General features: G+C 48.2%; 19 protein-coding genes, 4 tRNA genes and 2 pseudogenes (1 of these 25 running past the window's edge). 17 read left to right on the forward strand and 8 right to left on the reverse strand.

Features of this window, described 5'->3' with window-relative positions; all coding sequences use genetic code 11:
• The 8 genes from JHU38_RS05140 to JHU38_RS05175 all read left to right on the forward strand — a co-directional run.
• Positions 1 to 54, forward strand: a tRNA-Gly gene (locus tag JHU38_RS05140); it begins 119 nt to the left of the window's first position.
• A 40-nt stretch (positions 55 to 94) separates the two neighbouring features.
• Positions 95 to 179, forward strand: a tRNA-Leu gene (locus JHU38_RS05145).
• A 23-nt stretch (positions 180 to 202) separates the two neighbouring features.
• Positions 203 to 286 (forward strand) — tRNA-Leu (locus JHU38_RS05150).
• 21 nt (positions 287 to 307) lie between these two features.
• Positions 308 to 380, forward strand: a tRNA-Gly gene (locus JHU38_RS05155).
• 29 nt (positions 381 to 409) lie between these two features.
• Positions 410 to 949 carry a hypothetical protein gene (locus JHU38_RS05160; RefSeq protein ID WP_107582815.1) on the forward strand — a complete coding sequence of 180 codons (540 nt, stop codon included), beginning with the start codon at positions 410 to 412 and terminating at the stop codon, positions 947 to 949.
• Between the two features lie 33 nt (positions 950 to 982).
• On the forward strand, positions 983 to 1,399 hold the full coding sequence (locus tag JHU38_RS05165; RefSeq protein ID WP_107582813.1) for a single-stranded DNA-binding protein: 417 nt from the start codon (positions 983 to 985) through the stop codon (positions 1,397 to 1,399).
• A 55-nt stretch (positions 1,400 to 1,454) separates the two neighbouring features.
• Positions 1,455 to 2,789, forward strand: a complete 1,335-nt coding sequence (gene gldE / locus JHU38_RS05170) for a gliding motility-associated protein GldE (RefSeq protein WP_107582812.1) — start codon at positions 1,455 to 1,457, stop codon at positions 2,787 to 2,789.
• Entirely contained in the window at positions 2,776 to 3,402 is a 627-nt protein-coding gene (locus JHU38_RS05175) for a 4'-phosphopantetheinyl transferase family protein (RefSeq protein ID WP_107582810.1), read from the forward strand. The genes gldE and JHU38_RS05175 overlap by 14 nt, the downstream gene beginning before the upstream one ends.
• 130 nt (positions 3,403 to 3,532) lie before the next feature.
• Here JHU38_RS05175 and JHU38_RS05180 read toward each other — a convergent pair whose 3' ends face one another.
• The 3 genes from JHU38_RS05180 to radA all read right to left on the reverse strand — a co-directional run bounded on the left by JHU38_RS05180 (position 3,533) and on the right by radA (position 7,515).
• Complete coding sequence (locus tag JHU38_RS05180) at positions 3,533 to 4,786, reverse strand: phosphoglycerate kinase (RefSeq protein ID WP_107582808.1); 1,254 nt, start codon at positions 4,784 to 4,786, stop codon at positions 3,533 to 3,535.
• A gap of 639 nt (positions 4,787 to 5,425) precedes the next feature.
• Complete coding sequence (queC, locus tag JHU38_RS05185) at positions 5,426 to 6,079, reverse strand: 7-cyano-7-deazaguanine synthase QueC (RefSeq protein ID WP_107582806.1); 654 nt, start codon at positions 6,077 to 6,079, stop codon at positions 5,426 to 5,428.
• Between the two features lie 47 nt (positions 6,080 to 6,126).
• Entirely contained in the window at positions 6,127 to 7,515 is a 1,389-nt protein-coding gene (gene radA, locus JHU38_RS05190) for a DNA repair protein RadA (RefSeq protein ID WP_107582804.1), read from the reverse strand.
• Between the two features lie 102 nt (positions 7,516 to 7,617).
• Between radA and JHU38_RS05195 the strand changes: the two genes are divergently transcribed.
• A complete protein-coding gene (locus tag JHU38_RS05195) occupies positions 7,618 to 8,526 on the forward strand; it encodes an ABC transporter substrate-binding protein (RefSeq protein WP_107582802.1) in 909 nt (302 codons plus the stop codon).
• Positions 8,527 to 8,536: 10 nt separating this feature from the next.
• The gene (locus JHU38_RS05200) at positions 8,537 to 10,756 is read left to right on the forward strand and encodes a tetratricopeptide repeat protein (RefSeq protein ID WP_107582800.1); all 2,220 of its coding nucleotides are present in this window, start codon (positions 8,537 to 8,539) and stop codon (positions 10,754 to 10,756) included.
• 133 nt (positions 10,757 to 10,889) lie between these two features.
• Here JHU38_RS05200 and rho read toward each other — a convergent pair whose 3' ends face one another.
• The 5 genes and pseudogenes from rho to JHU38_RS05225 all read right to left on the reverse strand — a co-directional run bounded on the left by rho (position 10,890) and on the right by JHU38_RS05225 (position 18,257).
• Positions 10,890 to 12,914: a transcription termination factor Rho gene (gene rho, locus JHU38_RS05205; protein WP_107582799.1), complete on the reverse strand. Its 2,025-nt coding sequence runs from the start codon at positions 12,912 to 12,914 to the stop codon at positions 10,890 to 10,892.
• A 242-nt stretch (positions 12,915 to 13,156) separates the two neighbouring features.
• A complete protein-coding gene (gene rpsA, locus JHU38_RS05210) occupies positions 13,157 to 14,935 on the reverse strand; it encodes a 30S ribosomal protein S1 (RefSeq protein ID WP_107582797.1) in 1,779 nt (592 codons plus the stop codon).
• Positions 14,936 to 15,109: 174 nt separating this feature from the next.
• The gene (locus tag JHU38_RS05215; RefSeq protein ID WP_107582795.1) at positions 15,110 to 16,588 is read right to left on the reverse strand and encodes a DUF438 domain-containing protein; all 1,479 of its coding nucleotides are present in this window, start codon (positions 16,586 to 16,588) and stop codon (positions 15,110 to 15,112) included.
• A gap of 22 nt (positions 16,589 to 16,610) precedes the next feature.
• Positions 16,611 to 16,934 carry a cupin domain-containing protein gene (locus JHU38_RS05220; protein WP_107582793.1) on the reverse strand — a complete coding sequence of 108 codons (324 nt, stop codon included), beginning with the start codon at positions 16,932 to 16,934 and terminating at the stop codon, positions 16,611 to 16,613.
• Between the two features lie 34 nt (positions 16,935 to 16,968).
• Positions 16,969 to 18,257, reverse strand: a pseudogene (locus JHU38_RS05225) (NAD(P)/FAD-dependent oxidoreductase).
• Between the two features lie 373 nt (positions 18,258 to 18,630).
• Here JHU38_RS05225 and JHU38_RS05230 point away from each other — a divergent pair.
• The 7 genes and pseudogenes from JHU38_RS05230 to JHU38_RS05260 all read left to right on the forward strand — a co-directional run.
• Positions 18,631 to 19,401 (forward strand): annotated as a pseudogene (locus JHU38_RS05230) (imelysin family protein); the annotation flags it as partial.
• Between the two features lie 224 nt (positions 19,402 to 19,625).
• Complete coding sequence (locus JHU38_RS05235; RefSeq protein WP_158267319.1) at positions 19,626 to 20,693, forward strand: hypothetical protein; 1,068 nt, start codon at positions 19,626 to 19,628, stop codon at positions 20,691 to 20,693.
• A 35-nt stretch (positions 20,694 to 20,728) separates the two neighbouring features.
• Entirely contained in the window at positions 20,729 to 21,169 is a 441-nt protein-coding gene (locus JHU38_RS05240; RefSeq protein WP_232369848.1) for a cytochrome c biogenesis protein, read from the forward strand.
• A gap of 489 nt (positions 21,170 to 21,658) precedes the next feature.
• Positions 21,659 to 21,886: a hypothetical protein gene (locus tag JHU38_RS05245; protein WP_232369849.1), complete on the forward strand. Its 228-nt coding sequence runs from the start codon at positions 21,659 to 21,661 to the stop codon at positions 21,884 to 21,886.
• Between the two features lie 100 nt (positions 21,887 to 21,986).
• Positions 21,987 to 24,701 (forward strand): fimbrillin family protein, encoded by a 2,715-nt coding sequence (locus tag JHU38_RS05250; RefSeq protein WP_107582785.1) that lies wholly within the window; start codon positions 21,987 to 21,989, stop codon positions 24,699 to 24,701.
• Between the two features lie 239 nt (positions 24,702 to 24,940).
• On the forward strand, positions 24,941 to 25,201 hold the full coding sequence (locus tag JHU38_RS05255; protein WP_158267317.1) for a surface protein: 261 nt from the start codon (positions 24,941 to 24,943) through the stop codon (positions 25,199 to 25,201).
• Positions 25,198 to 25,620 carry a PIN domain-containing protein gene (locus tag JHU38_RS05260; protein ID WP_107582781.1) on the forward strand — a complete coding sequence of 141 codons (423 nt, stop codon included), beginning with the start codon at positions 25,198 to 25,200 and terminating at the stop codon, positions 25,618 to 25,620. Before JHU38_RS05255 ends, JHU38_RS05260 begins: the two co-directional genes overlap by 4 nt.
• The last annotated feature ends 340 nt before the right edge of the window (positions 25,621 to 25,960 follow it).

Here is a 25,960-nt window from a genome sequence, read left to right on the forward strand (position 1 = left end):
TAGAGCACGACCTTGCCAAGGTCGGGGTCGCGGGTTCGAGTCCCGTTTTCCGCTCAACATGCTGAATAAAATACCTTAGAAGATTTCTTCTTTTGCCCAGGTGGCGGAATTGGTAGACGCGCACGTTTCAGGTGCGTGTGTTTCACGACGTGCAGGTTCGAGTCCTGTTCTGGGCACCATTTTATTCGGCATACAACATTCTGGAGAGGTGGCGGAATTGGTAGACGCGCTACTTTGAGGGGGTAGTGTCAATTGTGACGTGGGAGTTCGAGTCTCCTCCTCTTCACCTTGTTGGTGGATTTTATTTGCGGAAATAGCTCAGTTGGTAGAGCACGACCTTGCCAAGGTCGGGGTCGCGGGTTCGAGTCCCGTTTTCCGCTCTTTGTTTTTTACGAGAAACATCAAATCAATGAATTTATACTTGCGATATTTTGATAAAGAGACGTTAGTTTCTAATGTCGAAGGAGCTTTAGACTTTCTTTATTCCATTCCGGAAATAGGTGTCAGCCCGGAGCTTGAAGCTGATATTCGCGAATATGTGAATAGCGATGTTCTTTACCCCAAGCGCTATAAAGTACGTCAGCGGGTGTATTTCATCATTATCAAGACATTAGCTCCCACGATGATGGATTTCAAGCAGAAGAAAGCTTTACGTCCTATTATCAATGAGAAGCAGGATTTAGCCGCAACGGCAGTAACACGCTTGACGGAGAATGTACCCGGTTGGTACGAAGGTTCTTTGGACTTCAAGCGGGTTGTCATGATTCCGGCAACAGGCAAACATGAGTATCGCGATACACATTTTGTGGTGGCTTGCAAGGCAACTTCCGGCCAGGAATGCTACGATCGTATTGTCGATTACCTGCGAGGACGCGTGGATGGCCGTTCTCAATTTCCTTCCGCAAAAGGAAAAAACTTCCGTTTCAGATATTTGGGAATGTGGAAATAATCCCTATCGCTTTGATAATTTCCTTTTTAGCCTATGAATAAAGTAATGTTGATCGGTAATGTGGGGAAAGACCCTGATATCCGTTATTACGATAATGATCAAGCTGTGGCCCAGTTTCCATTGGCTACGACAGAACGAGGCTATACGTTACAGAATGGTACGCAGGTGCCTGATCATACGGATTGGCATAATATCATTATGTGGCGGGGACTGGCTAAGGTCGCGGAAAAGTATATTCACAAAGGTGACAGGATTTATGTTGAAGGGCGGTTGCGCTACCGGACTTATGATGACCAAAAGGGACAACGTCGCTATGTGACAGAGATTCTGGCAGACAATATGGAATTGCTTTCGGTAAAGCATGATGACGGTTCGACCAGAAAGCCGCAGACCCCAACCGAAGAACGTAAAGAAACTACTACAGATTCAAATAGTCCACTTCCATTCTGATGCTTTTTGTCAGAATGGATTTTGATTTTTCAGATTAACATAAAGACCATCTACTTTGGATATTTCATTTCTTACAAACGCTTTGGACGACATCTACTTTCAGATGCCTACAATAGGAATTATGCTTGCAGGCATTCTGACGATCGTTTTGTTGTTTTTTTCCGGTTTTGCCAGTGGGTCTGAAATCGCGTTCTTTAGTCTCTCGCCCACAGATATCGCAGAGTTGTCGCAAGGTAAAACTCAAGATGACAGGAATATCCAACTTCTAAGAGAGGACAGTGAACGAACTTTGGCTACCGTACTGATCGTAAATAATTTCGTAAATGTTACGATCATTATGCTCTGCAATTATATTTTCGGGTCGCTGATTCACTTTGGACCGCAGGCGTATTGGCTGCAGTTTCTGATTATTACGGTCTTACTTACATTTCTTTTGTTGCTGTTCGGAGAAATCATACCTAAGATTTACAGTCGGCAGACCCCTTTGATGTTTTGTCGTAGGGCAGTGAATAGCATCCTGTTTTTGCGTAAATTCTTCTGGCCATTGGAAACACTTCTGTTGCGAAGTGGAGTGATGGCGGAAAAAGTGGTGCAGAAAGAGAGCCATGTGCTTAGTGTAGATGAGTTGGAACAGGCTTTGGAGTTGACCGATAAGAATGATATCAAGAACGAGCAAAGTATGCTCAAAGGTATCATAAAATTTGGTGATGAAACCGCAAAGGAAGTCATGACAAGCCGTCAGGATATTGTCGATTTGGAAATACACAGCAATTTCTCTATGGTATTGAAGTGTATCGTGGAGAATAATTACAGTCGTATTCCCGTTTATCAGGATAACGCGGACAATATTCGGGGAATTTTATATATCAAGGATCTGCTGCCCCATTTGCAGAAAGGAGCTAATTTCAGATGGCAAACATTGATTCGTCCTGCTTATTTCGTGCCTGAGACAAAGAAAATAGATGACTTGCTGCGGGAGTTTCAGGACAATAAGGTGCATATAGCCATTGTAGTTGATGAGTTTGGAGGTACGAGCGGCATTGTCACGTTGGAAGATATTCTGGAAGAAATTGTAGGAGAAATCAATGATGAATACGATGAGGACGAGAAAACCTTTTCGAAACTCAACTACAATACTTACATCTTCGAGGGTAAAACGCTACTGAGTGATTTCTGTAAAATACTCAATATCAACGACAATGAGTTCTCTGAGGTTGAGGGAGAAGCAGACTCTTTGGCCGGATTACTGCTCGAAATCAAAGGCGATTTTCTCAATGTTCATGAAGTAATAAACTACAAGAATTATACGTTTGAGATACTGTCTGTAGATGAAAGGCGAATTACCAAGATTAAAGTAACCGTTCATAAGAAAACCGATGGCACTCATTAAAGTTGAGCGACTTCAGCCCGACATCCTGTTGGGTTTGTGGGAAATCGAGAACGAAGTAGAAGACTTGCGCCCGCTTGTGCCCGAATTTATTTGGGAAAAGACGCAGGCAGACAGCAAGAGCGATTCGCGCCGAAAGGAAAAGCTGGCAGTCTATGCCCTGCTTCATACCATGACAGGCGATCGTGAACTTGTAATCTTTCATGAATCCTCGGGCCGTCCGGTCGTGGAAGGCTGGCATATCGCCATCAGTCACACCCGTGGTTACGCGGCAGTAATGCTCTCTAAGGAACACGATGTAGCCGTCGATGTGGAATACATGAGCAATCGGGTAGACCGGATAGCCGGCCGTTTCATCCGAGAAGATGAATACGCGCCTGATACGGTCAGTCGCCTGATCGCCTGGTGTGCCAAAGAAACGCTGTATAAGCTGTTCTATGAAGACGATTTGCAATACTTTGACATGCGTATAGTTGACTTTTCAGCGCTTGAAAAGGCCACGCCGGTTGACAAAAAGGCACATCGGGGCAGGATAGAGAACCTTTTGCGCAAAGTTACCGTCGATTTCAGCTATCAAATAACGCCTGCTTATGTGCTGACTTGGGCCGTCGGATAGCGAAAAAGGGCATAGCGCTCGAAATGTCGTTGTATGTAAAAAAGCAATAAAACAACATAAAAAAACTCATCTTGGTTTTGCGCCAAGATGAGTTTTTTTTATAATATAGATTCAATAAAAGTATCGTGCTTTATTCGCCTTTGATGGCGGCAACACCCGGCAACACCTTGCCTTCAATGGCTTCGAGCATAGCACCACCGCCGGTAGACACGTAGCTTACCTTGTCAGCCAGGCCAAACTTGTTGACCGCGGCAACGGAGTCGCCACCACCTACGAGTGAGAAAGCGCCGTTTTCCTGGGTAGCCTGAGCCACATACTTGGCGATTTCGCCGGTTCCGTGAGCGAAGTTCTCCAGTTCGAAGACTCCTACAGGACCATTCCAAAGAATAGTCTTAGAGCTGAGGATAATCTTCTTCCATGCTTCGAGACTCTCTTCAGAAGCGTCCATGCCTTCCCATTCGTCAGGAATCTGGTTGATTGGGAATACCTTGCGCTCCGTGTCGTTAGAGAAATCCTTGCCGCATACGGTAGCGACAGACAGACTGAGGTTGACACCCTTCTCCTTGGCAGCAGCCATTACATTGAGTGCTTCGGGCATTAAGTCGTCCTCGTGGAGCGACTTACCGATCTTTCCGCCCTGTGCCTTGATGAAAGTGTAGCCCATACCACCACCGATGATGAGGTTATCTACCTTGTCGAGCAAGTTCTTGATAACGCCGAGCTTAGAGCTTACTTTCGAACCACCGATGATAGCGGTGAACGGGTGCTGAGCGTTTTTCAATACATTGTCGATAGCGGTTACTTCTTTCTCCATCAAATAGCCCAACATCTTGGAGTCGGCGTCGAAGTAGTCGGCGATGACGGCTGTAGAAGCGTGTTTACGGTGTGCGGTTCCGAAGGCGTCGTTCACGTAAACATCGGCATAAGAAGCCAATTTCTTGGCAAATTCCTTCTGCCTTTCCTTCATGGCTTTCTTGGCCTCATCGTATTCGGGGGTGCCCTTTTCTACGCCAACCGGCTTGCCTTCTTCTTCCGGATAGTAGCGCAGGTTTTCGAGCAGCAGAGCCTCTCCCGGCTTCAATGCGGCGGCAGCCTCGTCGGCTTGGGCGCAGTCAGGAGCGAACTTGACGTCAACACCGAGGGCGGCGCTTACGTTCTTGACAATCTGACCAAGTGAAAGTTCAGGTTTTACCTTGCCTTTAGGCTTGCCCATGTGGCTCATCATGATGAGGGCACCGCCGTCGGCCAGAACCTTTTTCAGTGTAGGAAGAGCTCCGCGAATACGGGTTTCGTCAGTCACATTACCATTTTCATCCAATGGAACATTGAAGTCTACACGAACAATAGCCTTTTTACCGGCAAAATTGAATTGATCGATTTTCATTTGTTTTACGTTTATTTTGTGAATTAAAAATATACGAATAGTAAACTATCGCAAAGATAGCATTTTAAATTTGATTGATAAAATAAGCCATTGATAATTAATAGTTTTTTGTATAGCCGCAATTACTTATGCCATGTGAACATGGCAAAATCTGAAGATTTTGTTAGAAAAAACTACCTGATTTTAACACTTCTACAACACGTCATCCAGCTGCCGGCATGTCGAAAAAATCCTTCAATTTGCCGATTTTGAACCCCTTTTACACTAAAAGCTATCCTTTTATCGGCTCAAAGCATAACGATTACGCCGTCAAAGCATAGCTTTTAGCGGGTGAAAGAGCCGCGATTACGGCCTAAAAGCATAGCTATTGATGATAAAAAAGCAAAGAGAAAACACACGAAAAAGTACAATCTGTTGATAACCAGCGATTTATAAAGTTGCTCTAAAATCGCTTATTTGCGCCCGTCGCTTTTCTTTTTCAGAATAACGCCACTTTTTTGATGGTATATGTAAAGATAATTCAGCGCATTAGACATCATTGAGACTTGTAAACCTGTCCTTACTGATTTTCTACAGCCCCGTTCTTCCTTTACAAACGATCTAAAATTTCCGCCGAAGCCGATAAAAAGGCACAGTTGGTTAGGCTTCGTATGGTGTGGTATCGTTAATGTCGGCAAAGGCCAAGGCTTCTTTGCGTTCAATGCAGGTGCCACATTTGCCACAATGTTTGTTGCCGCCCTTGTAACAGCTCCACGTCTCGGTATAGTCTAACTTCAACTTCTTGCCGATGACGGCAATCTCGCCTTTCGTAATATCGGTGTAGGGAGCTTCTACGCTCACGTTGACAAAGGTTCCGGCTTGCGCGGCACGGTCGATGGCTGTGATAAATTCGGGTCTGCAATCGGGATAGATGGTATGGTCACCGGCATGATTGGCAATGAGAACCTTTTTGAGGCCGTGGCTCTCGGCGATGCCAATGGCTATCGACAGCATGATGCCATTGCGAAAAGGCACGACGGTCGACTTCATGTTGTCTTCTGTGTAGTGGCCTTCGGGAATGGCCGTGGCCCCATCGAGGAGCGAACTCTTAAAATACTTGCTCATGAAATCGAGCGGAATCGTCAGATGGTTGATTCCTAAACGCTCACAGTGCATCTTGGCCAGTGGAATTTCTTTGGCGTTGTGGTTGCTTCCATAGTCAAACGATATTCCAAGGGCTATTTCGTCCTTTTTGTCGTAAAGCAGTGTGATGGAATCCATGCCACCGCTGACAATAATAATAGAATCTTTCATTGTTATTAAGTATAATCCCCCGTGGCTGAAAGCTATTTGTCGGGGGGCTATCCGAAGAGGAATCTGAGCGCCTCTTCCACCTTTCTTACAGGGTATAATTTCATGTTAAACTTTGCGGTATTGAGTCCCTGCAGATTATATTTGGGGATAATCATGTGGGCAAATCCTAACTTCTCGGCCTCTGAAATGCGTTGCTCAATGCGGTTGATGGGGCGCACCTCACCGCTCAGTCCCACTTCGCCGGCCATGCACCAGCCCGATTCTATAGCCGTGTCGACATTGCTGGAAAGAATGGCCGCGATAACGCTGAGGTCCATAGCTAAGTCCGTGACACGCAGTCCACCGGCGATGTTGACAAACACGTCTTTCTGCATCAGTTTGAAGCCGACCCGCTTCTCAAGTACGGCCAGCAGCATATTGAGCCTGCGTTGGTCGAATCCTGTGGCCGAACGCTGAGGAGTGCCATAGGCCGCGGAGGACACCAAAGCCTGTGTTTCAACAAGAAATGGCCTTACGCCTTCCACCGCCGACGAGATGGCAATGCCTGAAAGGCCCTCGTGGTCCTGCGTGAGCAACAACTCCGACGGATTGGAAACCTGTCGCAGACCATTCTGTTGCATCTCGTAAATACCAAGTTCGGACGTACTCCCGAATCTGTTTTTGATACTTCGTAAGATGCGATACATGTGATGTTGGTCGCCTTCGAATTGAACGACGGTATCAACAATGTGTTCCAGAATCTTCGGACCGGCCAATGTGCCTTCCTTGTTGATATGTCCTATCAGGATGACGGGGGTGCCGCTGGTCTTGGCAAACCGCAGGAGGAGGGTGGCGCATTCTCTTACTTGCGTTATGCTTCCGGGTGAACTCTCAACCTCTTCGGTGGAGATTGTCTGTATGGAGTCGACTATGAGAATGTCGGGACGTATGTCGCGAATGTGTTCAAAGATATTCTCCAACGATGTTTCACAAAGAATCATCAGATTGTCGTTCTGCTCCCGGCATAGTCGCTCGGCCCTCATTTTCAGTTGGTGGGCACTTTCCTCTCCGCTTACATAGAGAATCTTCCGGTCTTTGACGCTCATGACGGTCTGCAGCGTGAGCGTACTTTTGCCAATGCCGGGCTCACCGCCCAACAAGACGATGCTTCCCCGCACGAGACCACCGCCTAACACGCGGTTCAGTTCGTCGTCGTGCATGTCGATGCGCGGTTCGTCTTTCGCTGAAATCTGATGGAGAAAAAGAGGTTTGTTGCCCTGAGTCGTAGAAGAACGAACCAATTGGGCTGTATTTTTGGCAGCGTTAGCGCCTTTGTCGTTAGCTATCCGAATCTCTTTGAATGTGTTCCACTGTCCGCAATTCGGACATTTTCCAATCCATTTCGTAGACTCTTGACCGCAATTACTGCAAACATACGCTATCTTGTCTTTTGCCATGATGGGTTCGTTGTGTAAATCTTTACAAAAGTAGTGATAATTTTCAGAGTTACAAAATAATTTATTATTTTTGCACAGATAACGAAATCAGTAGAATTAGTAATGATTTTCCTTAAAAAATATATCCTCTGTCTTCTTACTTTGGCCTTTTTCTGTTCATGTGGAAACTCCTATGAAGAGCGACAACGCCTCTCGCGTGCGGAGCAAGCGCGTATTCGCCGGGCCGATTCCCTGGCCTTGAAAGTGGCCGTGCTACCCACACTGGATTGTCTGCCCATTCTTGTGGCTAAAGATAATCGCCTTTTTGACACCCTTGGCGTCAACGTTCATCTGCGCCACCTGAACGCTCAGATGGATTGCGATACAGAGATTATTGGCGGTAGCATTGAAGGGATGGTGACAGATTTAGTGAGAGCCCGGCGCATTGCGGCTCGGGGTGTTCCGTTGGAATACGTTGCGACGACGGAAGCGTCCTGGCAGCTGATCGCCAATCGTGCCGCCCGTCTGCGTCGCTTGAATCAGTTGGGCGACAAGATGGTTGCCATGACACGTTACTCTGCGACCGATTATCTGACACAGCATACATTGGACACCGTGAAACTGAAGGAGCAGGTTTTCAACATTCAAATCAATAATGTAAAATTGCGACTTGCCATGTTGTTGAATAACGAAATCGATGCCGTGTGGTTGCCTGAGCCGCAGGCCACTAAGGCCCGGTTGAACGGCCATAACGTGCTGGCCGACTCGCGTAAGTTGGGTGTCAATTTCAGGGTGATCGCTTTTCGTAAAAAAGCCTTGGCCGACAAACGGCGCCGACAGCAGCTCAGGTTATTTATCAAGGCTTACGACATGGCATGTGACAGTATCAACAAGAATGGATTATCGCATTATGCCGGATTGCTTCAAAAGTATGATGACGTGGATGAGAAAACGTTAAAATTTTTGCCGGTTATTCGTTATCAGCACGCACGGAAGCCACAAGCAGCCGATATCGAAAAAGCTTCTAAATAGACATTTAACGATGATTATAAAAAATAAGGACGCCCAACAGCGGTTTGATGAGATTCGTGAGGCTATCACGGCACGGAATATACTGTCAGCCATTGATAAAATCCGCGGTTTCCAGAGTGTTTTCAGGTGTAGTTCTGACCTTTCGGTGGTGGATGATTTGGAAAGTGATTACCGGATGATGCTTACTTATTATCGGCAGGGGATAGCCGATCATAGTCGGGAGCGGATCTTCGAGAATGTTCAGAAGCGCCTTTTGACGGCTTATGCCAATTTGCGGGTGGATTATTTGCGTCGTAACAATATCGTGATGACAACCGCGTTGATCAGGATTGCCGGCCGAACGACCGATGTGGCGCAAGTGCGCAATCAACTGGAAGAATTTGTTTCCGATTTGGCCATGCTTTCCTTAGGTTCAGGTGATCAAGGCGAAGCGAAACGGGAAAGTCTGTTTGCGGCTCGTTTTGCCACAATTAATCATGCCTTCAACTATATTCTTACGTCGCACATGTGGAATGAGAGTGAGAAGCAAGATTGGACGGCGCTTATCCTTACGCCGACCATAGACGTAAATGACAGCCTGGTTTTGGTGAGCGCCGTTATGATGGCTTGCCTGATGCAATTTGATTTACGAAAATTGCAGACTTTGATGGATGTCTACGCCTTTGCTGCCGACGAACGCTTGCGACAGCGTTCTTTGGTGGGGTGGGTATTGTCTTTGTCGCATGACACGGATCTTTATCCGGAGCAATTACCCATGGTGCGTCGATTGTTGGAAGAAGAACACTGCCGTCAGGAACTTGGTGAGTTGGGTTTGCAGATATTCTATTGCATGGACGCGGACAAGGATAGCAAGGAAATTCAACGGGATATCATGCCGGGTTTGATAAGAAACAGCAATTTGAAATATTCTGATCGAGGCTTTGTCGAAAAAGATGATGAAGATAGTATAGAAGATATTCTGCATCCGGATTTGAAAGACAAGGCGATGGAAGAGTTGGAAAAAGGCTATCAGAAGATGATGGAGATGCAACGACGGGGAAGTGATATCTATTTTGGAGGCTTTGCCCAGATGAAGCGTTACGGTTTTTTCTATTCGCTTGTCAACTGGTTTATGCCTTATTATACGGATCATCCGGATCTGAAATCGGTAATTCATAAGTTGCCTAATACCCGGTTGCTTGATGTTTTCGTAAAAGAGAATCCTTTTTGTGATAGTGATAAATATAGTTTTACGCTGGCATTGTCGGGCGTCATTGATAAATTACCGAAGAATGTACTCGAAATGCTGGAGCGTGGTGAGTTGCAGCAGGGCATGTCATCTATGAATGTGCGTCAGGATGAGCCGCGCTATGTCCGTCAGACTTACTTGCAGGATCTGTATCGGTTTTTCCGCCTGTTCATGCAGAAAGAAGAATTGCCGCGCGCGTTCTCTGCCGATCAACTGCGGGGCATCTCCGTCCAGACTGCTGATGTGGCTTTCTTCATGGATCATCCTGTTTTTTCAGACAAGGCGATGGATCAGCAGAAAAAGCGATATGTTCACTTTTTCTTGAAGCGGCACATGATGGCCGAACTTGAACGGATTGTTGATAGCATGTCGGACCAGACAGCGAAAGACTATCTTATCGGTAAAGCAACGTTGCTTATGGGGACAAAAGAAGGTTGGGAAGAGGCCGAACAGTTGCTCCGACAGGTATTGCGACAGGACGAGAATGATGTTTCGACTTTGCGAATGTTGGGCAAACTGTGTCGTGAGAAAGGTGATGACAAGGTTGCGGTACTTGTTTATGAAAGGCTGATGGAGCTGTTTCCCGACAAAAGAGCTTATTTGTTCAACCTTTGTTTGTGTCTTGAGGATATGAAAGACGCTCGGGCACGTAAGTTTATCTTTGAGTTGATCTACAAATTTCCTGAGGATTTGAATGCTGTTCGGCTGTTAGCGTGGGATTTTCTGCAAGCAGGTGAGTTTCAAAAGGCTTTGACTGAATACGAAAAGGTGCAGGCTAAGGGTGAAATGGGGAGAGCCGATTTCGTGAATATGGGCTATTGTCATTGGTTTTTGGGTGAGATAGAGATGGCTGTAGATAGTTTTCGGCATGCCGTAGTGTTCAGTAGCGTAGAAAAAGTGGCCCAAACTTTGGACACGGATGCTGCTTTGATTTCACAATTCGTCACGAATGGCGTCGAGATATCCTTGATGAAAGACTTGATTCGTATGGCAGGAAATTAGTTCGTAGGACTTTGTTGCGGAATTACCTTATCTGTTTTTGTAATTCGGGAATATAAAAAATAGCTTTTGTAGTAGACTTTTTACCGTCTGTTCTGCAAAAGCTATTTTATTTTATCAGTATGATTTTTCTGTATTATCCATTCATGGAAAGAAGAAATTCCTCATTGTCATGCGTCCTTTTCATACGGTCGTGAATGGAATTCATGGCCTCTATCGGATTCATGTCGGCAATGTACTTGCGCAGAATCCACATGCGGTCAAGCGTTGTCTTGTCTTGCAGCAAGTCATCGCGTCGCGTGCTTGAAGCCACAAGGTTGACAGCCGGGAAGATACGCTTGTTGCTAAGACTGCGATCAAGCTGCAATTCCATGTTACCGGTTCCCTTGAATTCCTCAAAGATGACTTCGTCCATCTTCGAACCGGTATCAATCAGGGCTGTCGCGATGATAGTCAGTGAGCCTCCTCCTTCAATATTGCGTGCCGCTCCGAAGAAGCGCTTGGGCTTCTGAAGGGCATTTGCGTCAACACCACCGGTCAGAATCTTGCCACTGGCAGGACTTACTGTATTGTAGGCACGGGCCAAGCGAGTGATGGAGTCGAGGAAAATAACGACGTCGTGACCACATTCGACCATGCGTTTTGCTTTTTCCAATACGATTCCGGCAATCTTTACATGACGCTCTGCCGGTTCATCAAAGGTTGAGGCGATTACTTCCGCGTTTACCGTACGTGCCATATCGGTAACCTCTTCTGGGCGTTCGTCAATGAGCAACATCATCAAATAGGCTTCCGGATGGTTGGCAGCGATGGCATTGGCTATGTCTTTCATCAAGATTGTCTTACCTGTTTTGGGTTGTGCGACAATTAAAGCGCGTTGGCCTTTGCCAATAGGTGAGAACAAATCTACCACACGTGTTGAAAGATTGGTAGTTTCTTTGTCTCCACAAAGTGTGAACTTCTTGTCAGGAAAGAGTGGGGTAAGATGCTCAAAGGGAATGCGGTCTCTTACTTCGCTGGGATCACGGCCGTTGATTTTGTCAATCCCTGTCATGGGGAAGTATTTCTCTCCATCGCGTGGAGGGCGAACCTTGCACTGAATGACATCGCCCGTCTTGAGTCCGTATTTCTTGATTTGGTTTGTGGCAATATACACATCGTCTGGTGATGACAGATAGTTGTAATCGCTTGATCTAAGGAAACCATAACCATCTGGCATAACTTCTAAAACACCATTTGCCTGTATGATATCCGAAAAATCGTATTTACCAGTAGCTACTATTTGCTGTTCGGGAATCTGGTAAGCCGGTGATGGAACAGGGGTGGTCGGGTTATCAAACATATCATAATTAGGCACAGCCCCCTGATCTTCAATGGGTAAGTCTACCTTAATGATGAAGTCTGTACCGTCACAGGGATCTTCTTCCCAAAAGTCGGAATGGACTTGACGCTCCGCTACATGATTTTCACCATTATTGCCGGCTGCCGGCTGACTTCCGGCAGACTCTTCGGAAGGTTCTGTACTGATCTCCTGAGCGCTGTTGTGCTTTGCTATTTTTGCTTGGAGCTTTGCAATGAGGTCTTCATTAGGTGCTTCTTCATTTGTGTTTGCTCCAAACTGTTCTTCCGGAACAAAAGAGTTTTCTGTTTCTGTTGGTTGTATTTCCGGTTCCGGAGTTTCTTCTGTAGTCGGCACAACCTCTTCTTTGACTTCCGCTTCTTTTTGCTCTTGCACTTTTGTCACGTCTTTTTTAGGCTTGCGACCTCTGGTTTTCGGCTTTTCTGTAGTTACTTCCTCAACTTTTGTTTCTGCAGAATCAGCGTCATTCTCTGTGCTTACGGTGTCTTCTGTTTCCTCTGTGTCTTGAAAAAGTTGTTGTGTTTGTTGGTTACCGGTTGGCTTTTTTTTCTTTACATCGAAATTTTCACCATCCTTTCCCTTTACAGAATAGACCCTATCTGTATCTTTTTTGACAATGCGTGTGCGTTTACGTTTGGCTCCTAATGGATTTTTGTTTCCTTCGTCAGTAGCTTGTTTGTCCAGTATCGAATAGATAATGTCTTCCATAGAGCCTTTGTTATCATACGAAGCCCCCATGTCATTAGCAATATCTTCGAGTTCATTCATGCTCTTAGACAATAATTCGTCTTTGCTAAACATATGAATTATTTAAAAATATTTGTTTTGAAAAAGTTCGTTTCAAGAAGAGAAACGAATAATGTATTAAACTTTGTGGGTGCAAAGGTAATGTTTTTTCTTTACAAATGGTCAATAACAAGATAACAATTTGCCGACTTAACATTTATTAGGAATGGACTGTGAGTCCATGAAGAAAATGAAAAAGAGCATATTACAAATGTTTGCAATATGCTCTTAGTTATGTGATTTAGGGTAATAAATGGTTATTCACCCTTTTCCATCTTGGCTTTCAGATCGGCAAGTACATCGAGATCACCCAGTGAAGTGCCGGCTGTTACATTATTGATAACAGGAGCGTCGCCCTTCTTAGCTGTATGTTTGCGAGCCGGCTTGGTAGCTGCCGCTTCTTCCTTACCCTCTTCGAAAGTGCGAGAGTGAGACAGGATGATGCGCTTGGTGTCCTTTACGAACTCGATAACCTTGAAGTCGAGCTCTTCGCCCAGTTGCGCCTGCGTACCGTCTTCCTTGACAAGGTGCTTAGGAGTTGCGAAACCTTCACCACCTTCATTCAATGTGATGACGGCACCCTTGTCCATCATTTCGGTAATCTTACCGGTATGTACAGAACCTGGAGTGTAGATGGTTTCGTAAGTATCCCAAGGATTGTCTTCAAGCTGCTTGTGACCAAGACTGAGACGACGGTTTTCCTTGTCGATCTCGAGAACGACAACATCGATGTCAGCACCTACAGTGGTGAACTCCGATGGATGTTTAACCTTCTTAGTCCAAGACAGGTCGCTGATGTGAATCAAGCCGTCAACACCTTCTTCCAGTTCAACGAAAATACCGAAGTTGGTGAAGTTGCGAACCTTTGCGGTGTGCTTGCTGCCAACAGGATATTTATTCTCGATCGCTTCCCATGGATCTTCCTTGAGCTGCTTGATACCGAGGCTCATCTTACGCTCATCACGGTCGAGTGTAAGGATAACTGCCTCTACCTCATCACCTACGTGCATGAATTCCTGAGCTGAACGCAAGTGCTGACTCCATGACATTTCCGAAACGTGGATGAGGCCTTCTACGCCCGGAGCAATCTCAACGAATGCACCGTAATCGGCGATAACGACAACCTTACCCTTTACATGGTCGCCAACCTTGAGCTCGGCGTCAAGTGCATCCCATGGGTGAGGAGTGAGCTGCTTCAAACCGAGTGCAATGCGCTTCTTCTCTTCATCGAAGTCGAGGATAACGACATTGATCTTCTGGTCGAGGGCAACCACCTCGTGCGGATCGCTTACGCGGCCCCAAGAGAGATCTGTGATGTGGATGAGTCCGTCAACGCCTCCGAGGTCAACGAATACACCGTAAGAAGTGATATTCTTAACAGTTCCTTCGAGTACCTGGCCTTTTTCGAGCTTGGAAATAATTTCTTTCTTCTGTGCTTCCAACTCAGCTTCGATAAGAGCCTTGTGAGAAACAACTACATTGCGGAATTCCTGATTGATTTTAACAATCTTGAATTCCATGGTCTTGCCTACGAATACGTCGTAGTCACGTATAGGATGAACGTCGATCTGGCTACCTGGCAAGAATGCCTCGATACCAAATACGTCAACAATCATACCGCCCTTCGTGCGGCACTTGATGTAACCTTGGATAACTTCCTCGTTGTCGAGAGCAGCGTTAACACGCTCCCAGCTCTTGCTCAGGCGAGCCTTCTTGTGAGAAAGGACCAATTGGCCTTTCTTGTCTTCCTGATTTTCTACGTAAACTTCAACCTTGTCGCCTACTTTCAGATCGGGATTGTAACGGAATTCAGAAGCGGGGATGATACCGTCGCTCTTATAACCGATGTTTACGATAACCTCTTTCTTGTCTACAGAGATTACGGTTCCCTCAACAACCTGATGTTCAGAAACTTTGTTAAGGGTTTCGTCATAAGATTTTTTCAGGTCTTCTTTGCTGACGCCTGCACTCGCGCCATTTTCAAACTCTTCCCAATTGAAGTCATCCAATGGCTGTACGTTCTTTAAATTTGACATAAATAATTAGTAATTGTTTTTAAAATTAATAAAGTTAGACTTTATATTAATTAACATATTGCCGGATATCCGGCATAAATCGGGCGCAAATTTACAAATAATTTTCATTATAACCAATGAGTTACGGTTGTCAATTATTTCGTTTAGTAATTATTAACGTGCTTAGATTGCATACTATTCTTTACCAAGAAAATGTTCTTTCGCAAATTCCATATCCTGCACGATCTCTACCGTTCCCAGATAATTGCCATCATGATCACGCACTGCCATGTAGTTGACAAGCATAGAACGACCATTCTTCTCCATCCAAACAGGGAACCGGACGCGTTTTCCTGTGCGGAAATCGTCGATGATAGCCCTGACCATAGTCTCTATTTTGGGCGGATGGCAGGTGAATACTTCACGACCGAGCGCCATCAGTGGGCGTTTGAACACCTTAGGCCCCTCACTGAAATAGCGGTTGATATTGCCAGCGTCTACGAATGTTATCTCCATCGGGAGTGTATTGAGCATGGCAGTGAGTTGTTCCAATGTCAGCGTACCACCGGGCATAACAACCTTGCCCTGCTCCTGCTGCATTTTACGGCTATGCGTATTTTCTGCTTGTTGCCATACCGTTCTCTCCACGCCGAGACACTCCGCGTAATCCTTTCCGTCGTGATAAATCTGAATCCATTCGTTTTCCGTGAAGTTGGCTGCACACAGAGGGAAGAGGATATTGTTCTCTTTGTAAGTCATTTCGAGAGCACGAGTCAATACTTCCTTGGCCCGTCGGTTCCATTGCTCGTCATGTTTGACCTCTCTGCTCAGTCTGCCCAGCTCATCACGAATCTCATCATCCACTGTCCACATCACCTGCGAGGGACCGGTAATGTCGTATTTCACCTTTAAATGCGGATAGAGCAAATCACCTTTCTTGGCATAGTGAATGGCGATGGCGCGTATTCTTCCAATGTCTTCACCGATGTCCTCACCTGCCTGCTGGCGCTCAAGCGCTTGATTGGCCAATCGGACCAGCGCTTCATTTTCACGATAGAGCGTCTGAAGCGGATGACCCTCTGTATGCTCCAAAGAGTTTGCCCTGTCTATATCTTGGTTTCCGGCTATCTTTTCCTCGTGCGTATTGCCATGGAAGAGGGCCGAATGCACGTCGCACAGGCGTTGCACCTCCCGTAGGGGCACGCCCTCCTTCATCAGTTCCTGTTCGGCTTGCATAATCTCGGCAGCCTCCACTTCGTTGAAGTTCGCTATAAAGTCGGCCCTTACCTGCTCCAGGTCTTCGCCATTGGAGAGCCGCTGAAGATAAGATTTCAGCAATCCGATTCTGCCCTTGGCTTCAGCTTTGGCATGATCATAGCTGATTTTTCCTACCAAGGGCTTAGCTTTTTCCACCTTATTATATATAGTAGTCTTAGGCGTTGGGCCAACTCCGGATATTTCGAATCCATGCTCCTGTAGGCTTTTGATGATATCGACCATACTGATACCTTTCATCTGTGCGCCTTTGGGGATGGTCATTATCTTACCGACCGAGCGAAGCATCACTTTCTTCTTTATTTCCGTGAAGCCCAATGCTGCCATGATGTCTACCAATTCAGGATATTCCCGGGTTAGTTCAAAAACCGTTTTGCTGAAATCTATTTTTTTTGCCATATTGTTCAAAGTCTTTTATTTTTTATCCACGAATCATCGTTAACATCATCTTGAAGCGTTTTCCGGCGTGCAGCGCATGGACAGCTCCGCTCGGGATGACATAGCTTTCGCCGGCTTTCACTACGAAGTCTTTGTGGTCCACCATCAGTTCCGCTTCTCCGTCTGTCACCTGTATCAGAGCGTCGAACGGCGCCAGGTGTTCGGAGAGTCCCTGTCCCTTGTCAAAAGAGAAGAGCGTAATGCTGCCTGCTTTGCTGTGGACGATTTCCTTACTCACTACACCTCCTTCGGCATAGTCTATCAACTCACTTGCATTAAAAACTTTTCCTTTTTCAAATAGTGCCATAATCTTGTTACTTTTTGGTTCTTTGTTGCGTTTGTTACTTTTCCTCCGTCGGTTTCCCGGCGGGCCTCAGGATAAGGCGCAGACTCTGTTTATAGTTCATATAGTTCCACATCCAATTCAGGAACACAATGGTCTTGTTCTTTACACCGAGGATAGACCTCAGATGTACGACGAGCCACAAAAGCCATGCGAAAAGTCCGCCGAATCTTAGCTTGCCGATTTCGGCCACAGCCTTCTTTCGGCCGATGGTGGCCATGGTGCCCAGATTACGATAGATAAAAGGTTGTGGTGCCTGATCGTGGTCCATGCCTTTCAAGTTCTTGGCTACGATGTCTGCTTGTTGCATGGCCACTTGAGCCAGCTGCGGATGACCGTAGGGATATTTCGGATCGCCCTCTACCAGACTCTGGTCGCCGATGGCATATACATGTTCCATACCTTTTACGCGGCAGTAGCGGTCGGTCAGTATACGTCCACCCCGACCAATGCTCTCGGCAGGAATCCCCTTTATGCTGTTTGCCACAATGCCACTTACCCATATTACGGTTTTCGATGGAATGCGGGTTCCGTTCTTCAGCACCAACCGGCCGTCCACATAGTCCGTCACCATGCTGTTCTGTCTGATGTGAACCCCCATCTCTTTCAGGTCTTTTTCAGCTTCTGCCGACAACTTAGGATCTATCGCGGCCAGCAACCGGTCGCCCGCGTTGATCAGATAGATGTGCATACGAGCCGAGAGATCAGGGTAGTCACGGTGAATTACGGTGCGTTTCATTTCGGCCAGTACGCCCGCTATCTCCACGCCCGATGGTCCTCCGCCCACGACGGCGATTGTCATCAGTGCCTCGCGTTCGGCCTCGTCGGGTTGGCATACGGCCTCTTCCAGTCGAGAAAATATCGTGTTGCGCAGTTGCATCGATTCCGAAACCGTCTTCATCGGATAAGTGTTCTGTTCCAGATTCTTATTGCCGAAGAAATTGGTTGTGGCACCGGCTGCCAGCACAAGATCGTCGTAGTGCACGGTTCCGAATGTAGTTTGAATGGTCTTTTCCCGCGTGTTGATACTCTGGACCTCACCCATGCGGAAAAAAAGTTCTTGTCATTCTGAAACATTCTGCGGAAAGGGAAAGAGATATTGCTCGGTTCCAGTCCGGCCGAGGCAACCTGATAGATCAGCGGTGGAAATTGGTTGTAGTTGTTCTTGTCTACCAGCATAACCTGATAATCTGTCTTTTTCAGGCTCAAGGCCAGCTTTAGCCCTCCCAGGCCTCCACCTACGATAACGATTCTTCTCTGTTCGTTCCTTCTGATGTTAGCTCTCATATTTCTGCTTTTTTATTCATGTCACACGATATTGTGCTCATTGATAGCATAGCAATAGTCATGCCAAGGAGATAAGATATTTTCAAGCGGTTGTATTTTTTTCTTTCTTTCCCTTATTTCACCATGGTTGGCAGCCGTTTTTGGCTTGCTCCGAAATCAGCATAGAACAATCGCTTTCTAAAAGCAGCCCTTTTACCTTGCAAAAGCTATGCTTTGACATTCCAAAAGGGCTGCTTTTAGCGTGTAAAAGCATAGCTTTTGCAAGGTAAAAGGGCAGCTTTTAAAAACCGATAGCTAAGTGTCTGTTTATTAGTGGGTTTGAGATGCGCTTGGCTTGGGTAAGACGCGATACCTATAAATGATTATTGTGGAGAATGAAAAGCGAATAGATCCGCATATCGACTCATGGCCACTCGACCATAAGCAGTTGCGGGATGTGCTCAACAAGAAGGACATCATTGATGGTATCAACGGCTCCGATCCTGTTAAATACATTTATACGCAAAACAAGGACTTCGCCTCTGTCGTGGGATTCCACGGACTGGAGTTCATTCTCTTCCGTGATGGCAAGAACCGTACGCTCGAAGCCATCAATGCCGGTAAGGAAACAGCTGAAGGTTTGACAGGCGTGAACACGCTTGATGAGCTTGCTTTTGCCGCAGCCGTATCGGGCGACTTGCGTAATATGACATATCTGCTGGAGTACGGATGGCTCGGCACAAAGGTTGAGGCTGCCCACTCGGCCGTCTTGCAGGCTGCTCCTTGGCTCACCGAGAAAATGAGCCACAAGGGACTTTCGCCCAAGGATGTCAGCTATGGTGACTATGTGCGCAGCGCCAAGCTGTCTACCGGCATGTTCGCTACTTGGCAGGAGACTCTGAAGAACATCTTTGTAGGCGGCTGCTCCAATATCTGTCAGGAGGTTGCCACCCAGAAACTGGGACAGGCTTACCGTGTAGCCACGGGGTCGGGCACGCAGGATGATGCCGCCGACTATATCGAGTCGCCTTACAGCAAGCGTTCGTTCATCGACTATCAGGATAATATCCGTTCTATCAAGAATTCGCTCTATGGCGCGCGCGACGTGGATGCGCCTGTCGCAAAGTCACTGCTGAACTATCGACTTGATTTATCCCGAAATAACGATAGAAGCCGGCGCGTTCCGTACGCTTCCCGTACCGACGAATTACGCCGTAAGATTCGAGTCGACCATCGGTATCGGAGGTAGCGGCTTGATCGACGCCATCGTCCCAAGTGGCAGACAACGGACGACAACTATTGGATGCCGATGATGATAGCCGGCCGTCAGTTGCCCCGTTATCAGCATCAGACCATTTATCCTTATACGGATCTCATGCAGCACAAACGTTGCAAAAGGGAGTTGGGGTATTAGGTCTGCTTTTCTGTCTGACACAGGGCGTTCACGCGCAAGCCGTTCTGCCCCGAGAGACGGCCTATAGGATGGGGAAGCTGTTCATGCTTTACAACGATCGCATTTGTCCCATGCAGACCTTTGCCCTCGATTTCACCAAAAAACTTTATGGCAGCCGCCGCTACAATGGGCTGACTGCCGAACAAGTGGTGTCGGGATGGATATTCTATAGTGACGATTGGGCCGATGAGCCTTTCATCAAAGTGAAGAGTGGAGAAGTGAGAGCGGCCCTGAGTCTGGATAAATACTGTTCATTGAACAGCTTTTTCAGTGGTGCCGGAGGCGGCTACAAACTTGGGCCCTATGTGCAGGAGTATTACGAGGGCCATAATGATAAGTTGCATCAGCAGATTATTGACATAGACCGGAAGATAGCGCTCATCATGGATTTGCGCCGAGGCAGCCTGCTGAAGCTTTTCCCCTACACTACAATCGCCCACAAGAAAGGGGAGGGGAGAACTACTACGTGGTATGCCCCTACCGACACTTTGCCCACCAGGATGGAGAGTCGGCATGCAGAATATATCGGCAACGTATTCTCGCTGATATTTACGGACGTGAAAGCCGGCAATCTGCAACGTGTGGATGAGTTTTTCATCAGAATGAAATATTATCAGGCCACCAATGCGGGCGCGAGTCTGCCGCCACCGCTCCGATTCAAAGCAGAGCGTCTCAACAACGCCATTCTCTTGCCCACCATCCTCTTTATGGTCAATCTGGCGATGGGATTCGTAACCCTTTTCCTAACGATTCGCGGTCTCACATCTGACAAAAGGCTTGTTCGTGGTATGCGCGATAGTGTGGTAACGGCACTTGCTATCCTGTCGTCGGTCTTGTCGTTTGCGGTTCTGACGCTGGCCTTGTCGCTTCGTTGGATGGTCAGCGGCAACGTTCCGCTGAGCAACGGCTACGAGTCGATGTTGTCGGTGGCCTGGTTCGTGCAGCTCTTTACAATCTTTATGTCGCTTCGTGTGCGTCATTTGGCCCTGTTGGTTTCCTGTTGAGCGGCTTCTTCCTGTTGGTAAGTCACATCGGCCAGATGGATCCGGCTATCGGCCGGATTATGCCGGTGCTCAACAGTCCATTGTTGAGCGTTCATGTGAGCGTCATCATGATGAGCTACGCCCTGTTGACACTGACATTCGTCTGCGCCATTATGGGACTTTGCATGCCTTCGCAGACTGAGAAGCTGCAGGTATTGAGCCGTGTGTTTCTCTATCCGGCCATCGTGACGCTGGGAATCTTTATCGGCGCCATTTGGGCTAATGTCAGTTGGGGTGCCTATTGGAGTTGGGATCCGAAGGAGACGTGGGCCTTGATTACATTCATGATTTACGCCGTTGTACTGCACACGCAAAGCCTGCCGACATTCAGCTGTCCACGCGCCTATCATCTGTATGTATCGATAGCCTTTCTCTGTATCTTGATGACATTCTTCGGCGTTAACTACGTGTTAGGCGGCATGCACAGTTATGCTTGAACAACCGTATGGGAAATTGATGGAATAGAAAAAGAGGGTGAGGAATTGCAAAAATTTTAAATCAATCACATTTCTTTGCATAAATCCAAATATTTCCCTTACCTTTGCCACCACATCCTAACCATCAGTCATTGAACGCATTAGAGAGACATACTCACTCCCGGCAACATGCCCTATATAATAAAGGTGTATTTGCGACGCAGGAAAACAAGTTGTTTTCTGAAAAAAGTTTATTGAATTATTTGGCAGTTCCAAATAATTTGCTACTCTCTCTCTCTCATAGGCGCACCGCCGCTTATACCCTACACAAACATCTTTTCATACGCGCGCGAGGCGACCCGCGCAACCTCAATAGGCAAAGGACTCCCGAGAGTTTCCCTTGCCCCACTTTCTGTGCCTTTTTCGCAGCTGTGCGAAAAGGAGAATAAGCGGCTTTTAAGCAATTCAAAAAGCAAGTTTTAAATCCAAACTAAAATGAAGCGTATAAACATGAATGTAAAAAATGGGCAAGCCAAGCACAGGCACCCCTATGTCAGTCCGTACTGCGAAGTCATCGCCGTAGAGAACGAAAACCCCATCCTTGCCGGCAGCCCTACCGTGCAGCCCGGTGGCGGCGGTGGCGGCTCTATCAGCGTAGTGCCGCCGGGTGAAGACGACGAAGACACCGAAATCTCCGGAGCCAAGAAGTTCAACCTGCGGGAAGGATGGGACGACTGACAAGGAACCTGCCCCGCATGGGCGGAGAATGCCCGGGAGGCGTCCTGTCATCACGCAATCCTTATTAAAATTGAAATTACAAAGAGAAACAAACAAGACAATGAAAACAATGAAATTCCTATTATTGTCGGGCATCTTTGCCTCACTGGGCATGCTTGCCTCCTGCGCCGATGATGACCTTGCCAATGGTGGCGGGACAGGCGGCGACAAAGGCACAGCCGTAACCTTCTATGTGAGCGACGCGCAGGACGACGCCCAAAACGTCATGGCGGCGCCTGTCGCCGGAAGCACACGCGCCTTCGCCGGTGGAGTCTCCCTCGTAGGTTTTACCGAGGGACTTGCCATGCAAGGCCTCACGCCCGAAGACCTCACCGCGCAGAAGCTCCCCGCCGAGGGCGGCGACGGCAGCGCCTGCCTCATCGAGACCACCGTGGCGGGCGTCAACCCCATGCAGCACACGGGAGCGCAGACCCGTGCCAACATTTCGGCCGGCATCACAAACAAGTTCTCTTCCATCGGCTACCGCAGCACCACAACCTCCGTCATCGGCACCACGCCGTGGTTCCACAACAAGGAGACCAATGCCGACGGCACGCTCGCCAGCCCCATCCTCTGGGCATGGGCGCAGCCCTACGGCAAGTTCTACGGCATCTCGCCACAGGTAACGAGCTCCTACAACAAGCTCACCCTTTCCGACGCAAACTACGCCTCCACGCCCTACGTGGATTTCGAGGCAGAGACGGACGTGAAGAAGCAGAAGGACCTCATGACCGCCTGCTCGGGCGTGGTGCACTACGCCACGCGCTTCGTCGTCCCCACCACCAGTCTCGCTTTCCGCCACGCCCTCACGGCCGTGCGCTTCAAGGTGGGTCAGAACCTCTCGTGGAACAAGAAAATTACCAAGGTGGAGATTGTCAATGCAGTGAGCAAGGGCCGCTACACGCTTGCCACGGATGAGACTGGCGCGGGTGCCGGCTGGAGCGGACAGAACACTCCGGCTACCTTCACCCTCGGCGGTGACGGCACGGTCAGCGTGAGCACCTCGAAGGACGCGAACAACATCATCATGGGCAATGCCGGCGACAACTACACGTTCTACATGATTCCCCAGTCGCTCTCCGGCGTGAGCGTGAAGATATACTTCGATGGCAGCAGCACGCCTGCCATCACCGCCAACCTCTCGGGTACATGGAAGCCTGGTACCACAAAGACCTACGCCCTGTCGCAGAACACCTCCGACTGGAGCTATACGCTGACGACCACCAACCCTGCCGCCGCTGCCTATAACTCCACCACGGCTGCCAGCTATACCGTGCAGAGCTACCGCCAGGCACCTGACGGCACACAACAAGCTGTCAAGTGGAAGGTTGTGGGCTATGATGCCGACAATGATGGTACTTTCTCTATGACCGAAAAGCCGTCTTGGCTCACCGGCTTGAGCAAGACCGAGGGAGATGGCGGTACATCTGCCGAATCTGGTACGGCCACGCTCACAACAGGTATTGTTGATTTGCTCGCCGCCCGCAACAACGCATTGAAGGCTGCCACACCCCTGGGGTCCGCAGGCGCTCCCTACGACCTCTCCACCAAGGGCGGAAGCGTAGCGCGCAGTACCGCCAACTGCTACATCATCTCCGCGCCGGGCTATTACGAAATTCCGCTGGTCTATGGCAACGCAATAACAAATGGCAACAACAATCCCAGTTCTTACCAGACCTCTAACACCGGCACTTATATTCTCAGCAACTTCAAGGACCACGCCGGTCAGAACATCACCGACCCGTGGATCACGCAGACCAACGGCGGCGCCAACGCCCCCGATGCTGCCAAGATTGTGTGGGCTGATGAGAGAGGTCTCGTGACCAATCTCGCTGTTACGGGCAGCGGCACCAATGCCTTCGTGAAGTTCGAGGTTCCCGCCTCGGCTATCAAGAACGGCAATGCCGTCATCGCCGTGACCAAGGGCGGCGTGGTGGTCTGGTCCTGGCATCTGTGGTTCGCTCCGCAGGACGTGCTTAGCACTACGGAAGTAACCAACTTCCAGAAAGTGAAATACAACTTCACCAACGAGACGCTCGGCTTCAAGTACACCTCATTGATGAGTACCACCTATACTTCTCCCCGCAGCGTCAGGGTGAGGGTGGAGCAGACCGTCGCCAACGGTGGTGCGAAGAAGTTTGCCACCATCACCATCACTCAGAACAACGGCAATGTGCGCCAGGGTGGTTACTCCACGCTCTACCAATTCGGGCGCAAGGATGCCATGCCGGGTGTGCAGACTGTGAGTGACGGCTCGTTCACCAAGAACGGCGGCAATAACATGTCCATCCAAAACGGCATACAGAATCCCGGTACATTCTATATATCGGGTAGCGGCTGGAATGCAGGTTACAACCAGTACAACCTCTGGTCGATGGAGAACACCACAACCGGCTTCAATGACAACGCCGTGGTCAAGACCATCTACGACCCCTGTCCTGCCGGTTTCAAGATGCCCGCCTCCAACGCCTTCACGGGCTTCACCACCAACGGACAGAACGGTGGTCCAATGAATACCAGCGGTGCCTGGGACAACGGTTGGAACTTCAACAACAAGGTCAGCAGTCCTGATGCCACCGTATATTTCCCTGTCTCGACTTATCGCAACGGCAACGGCGGTTCGCTGTACTACCTGGGCGGCTACGGCTGCTATTGGTCGGCCGTCCCGAGCGACACGAACTTCGGTTGCTACCTGTACTTCTGCCAGTGGTACGCGAACCCGCAGTACTTCAACAATCGGTCGTACGGGTTCTCTGTCCGCCCTGTCTCAGAATAATCCGATTGATTTGATTCATTCGGTTTATTCCGGGCGGCGGCAAGGCCGCCCGGAATACCCTCGCTCTTTGACATACTGCCACACGACGGAAACGAAAATCCGTGCCGCGGATTTGGAATTGCCGCAAGAAAACGCTATATTTGCAGAAAATTGGCGGCGCTCGGCAAATTGAAAGTAAACTTTCTTTGCACTCGCTTGCACAATTTTTGCACCGAGACAATATTAAAGGAGGCAAAAATATGAATATCGCATCAATGAACAATCTGTGGAGTTATTTGCAAGGACTTTCGCTATCGGCACAAAACCGTCACTGGTTGGCTAAAAAGCTGATGGCGTCGGTTGAAGAACCCACGATGAATCCTGCCAAAGGTACAGTAATCACCGAAACCGACATCATGGTTTCACCCGAAGTGGCTGCACTCGTCAAGGGGTTTGAACTGCCCGACACGTTCGATGCCAAACAGGCAAAGTTGGATTATTTAGTAGCGAAATACAAATGAGAAACGTATTTCTTGACACCAATGTGCTCATTGACTATTTTGGCAGCCGCAACGGCTTCCCGGAAGCAGCAACAATCGTTACGTTGGCGCAGCGACAGAAGATACGCCTATATGTGTCTTCGCTTTCGTTTGCCACAGCCGGTTACATTCTGAGCGCGCACCACAAGCGCAGCCATGCGGAATTCATGAACCTGTTCGACCGCTTCACGACCCTCTGTCACGTTACGACCGTGGATGCCGATACGGTAAGCCATGCCATCCATTCCGATTTTCATGATTTCGAGGATGCTTTGCAACATGATTCTGCGCTCACAGCACAGTGCGATGTTATCGTTACGCGCAACAAGCCGGATTTCGCGACATCGAAACTCACTGTTTACGAACCGCACGAGTTTCTCTCTGCCATCGTTAGCAGGTGATTTTTACAAATTACGAATCACGTCTTTCCGTCCACCACGCTCCGCATCGTCCGAGAGCATAGGACGATTGCTTTTCCGCAAACCGCCGGCCGGGATTTTCCGTTTTCCGTCGTGTGTTCAATGCCAAATTTCACGGGTTTTGTTTTATCCGAGGCCTCGGATGAGTGGAAAACAAGAAAAAATGTGTTTCCGAGGCCTCGGATGAGCGGAAAACAAGAAAAATGACGTTTCCGCCATGGCGGAAATACAAAAAACGGTAAAAAATACGTTTCCGCCACGGCGGAAGCATTTTCTTTTTTATGGCGCAAGACTTGTGTGAGAACAGGGCTTGCGCCTTTTG

The organism is Prevotella illustrans (assembly GCF_017426725.1).
GTDB lineage: Bacteria > Bacteroidota > Bacteroidia > Bacteroidales > Bacteroidaceae > Prevotella > Prevotella illustrans.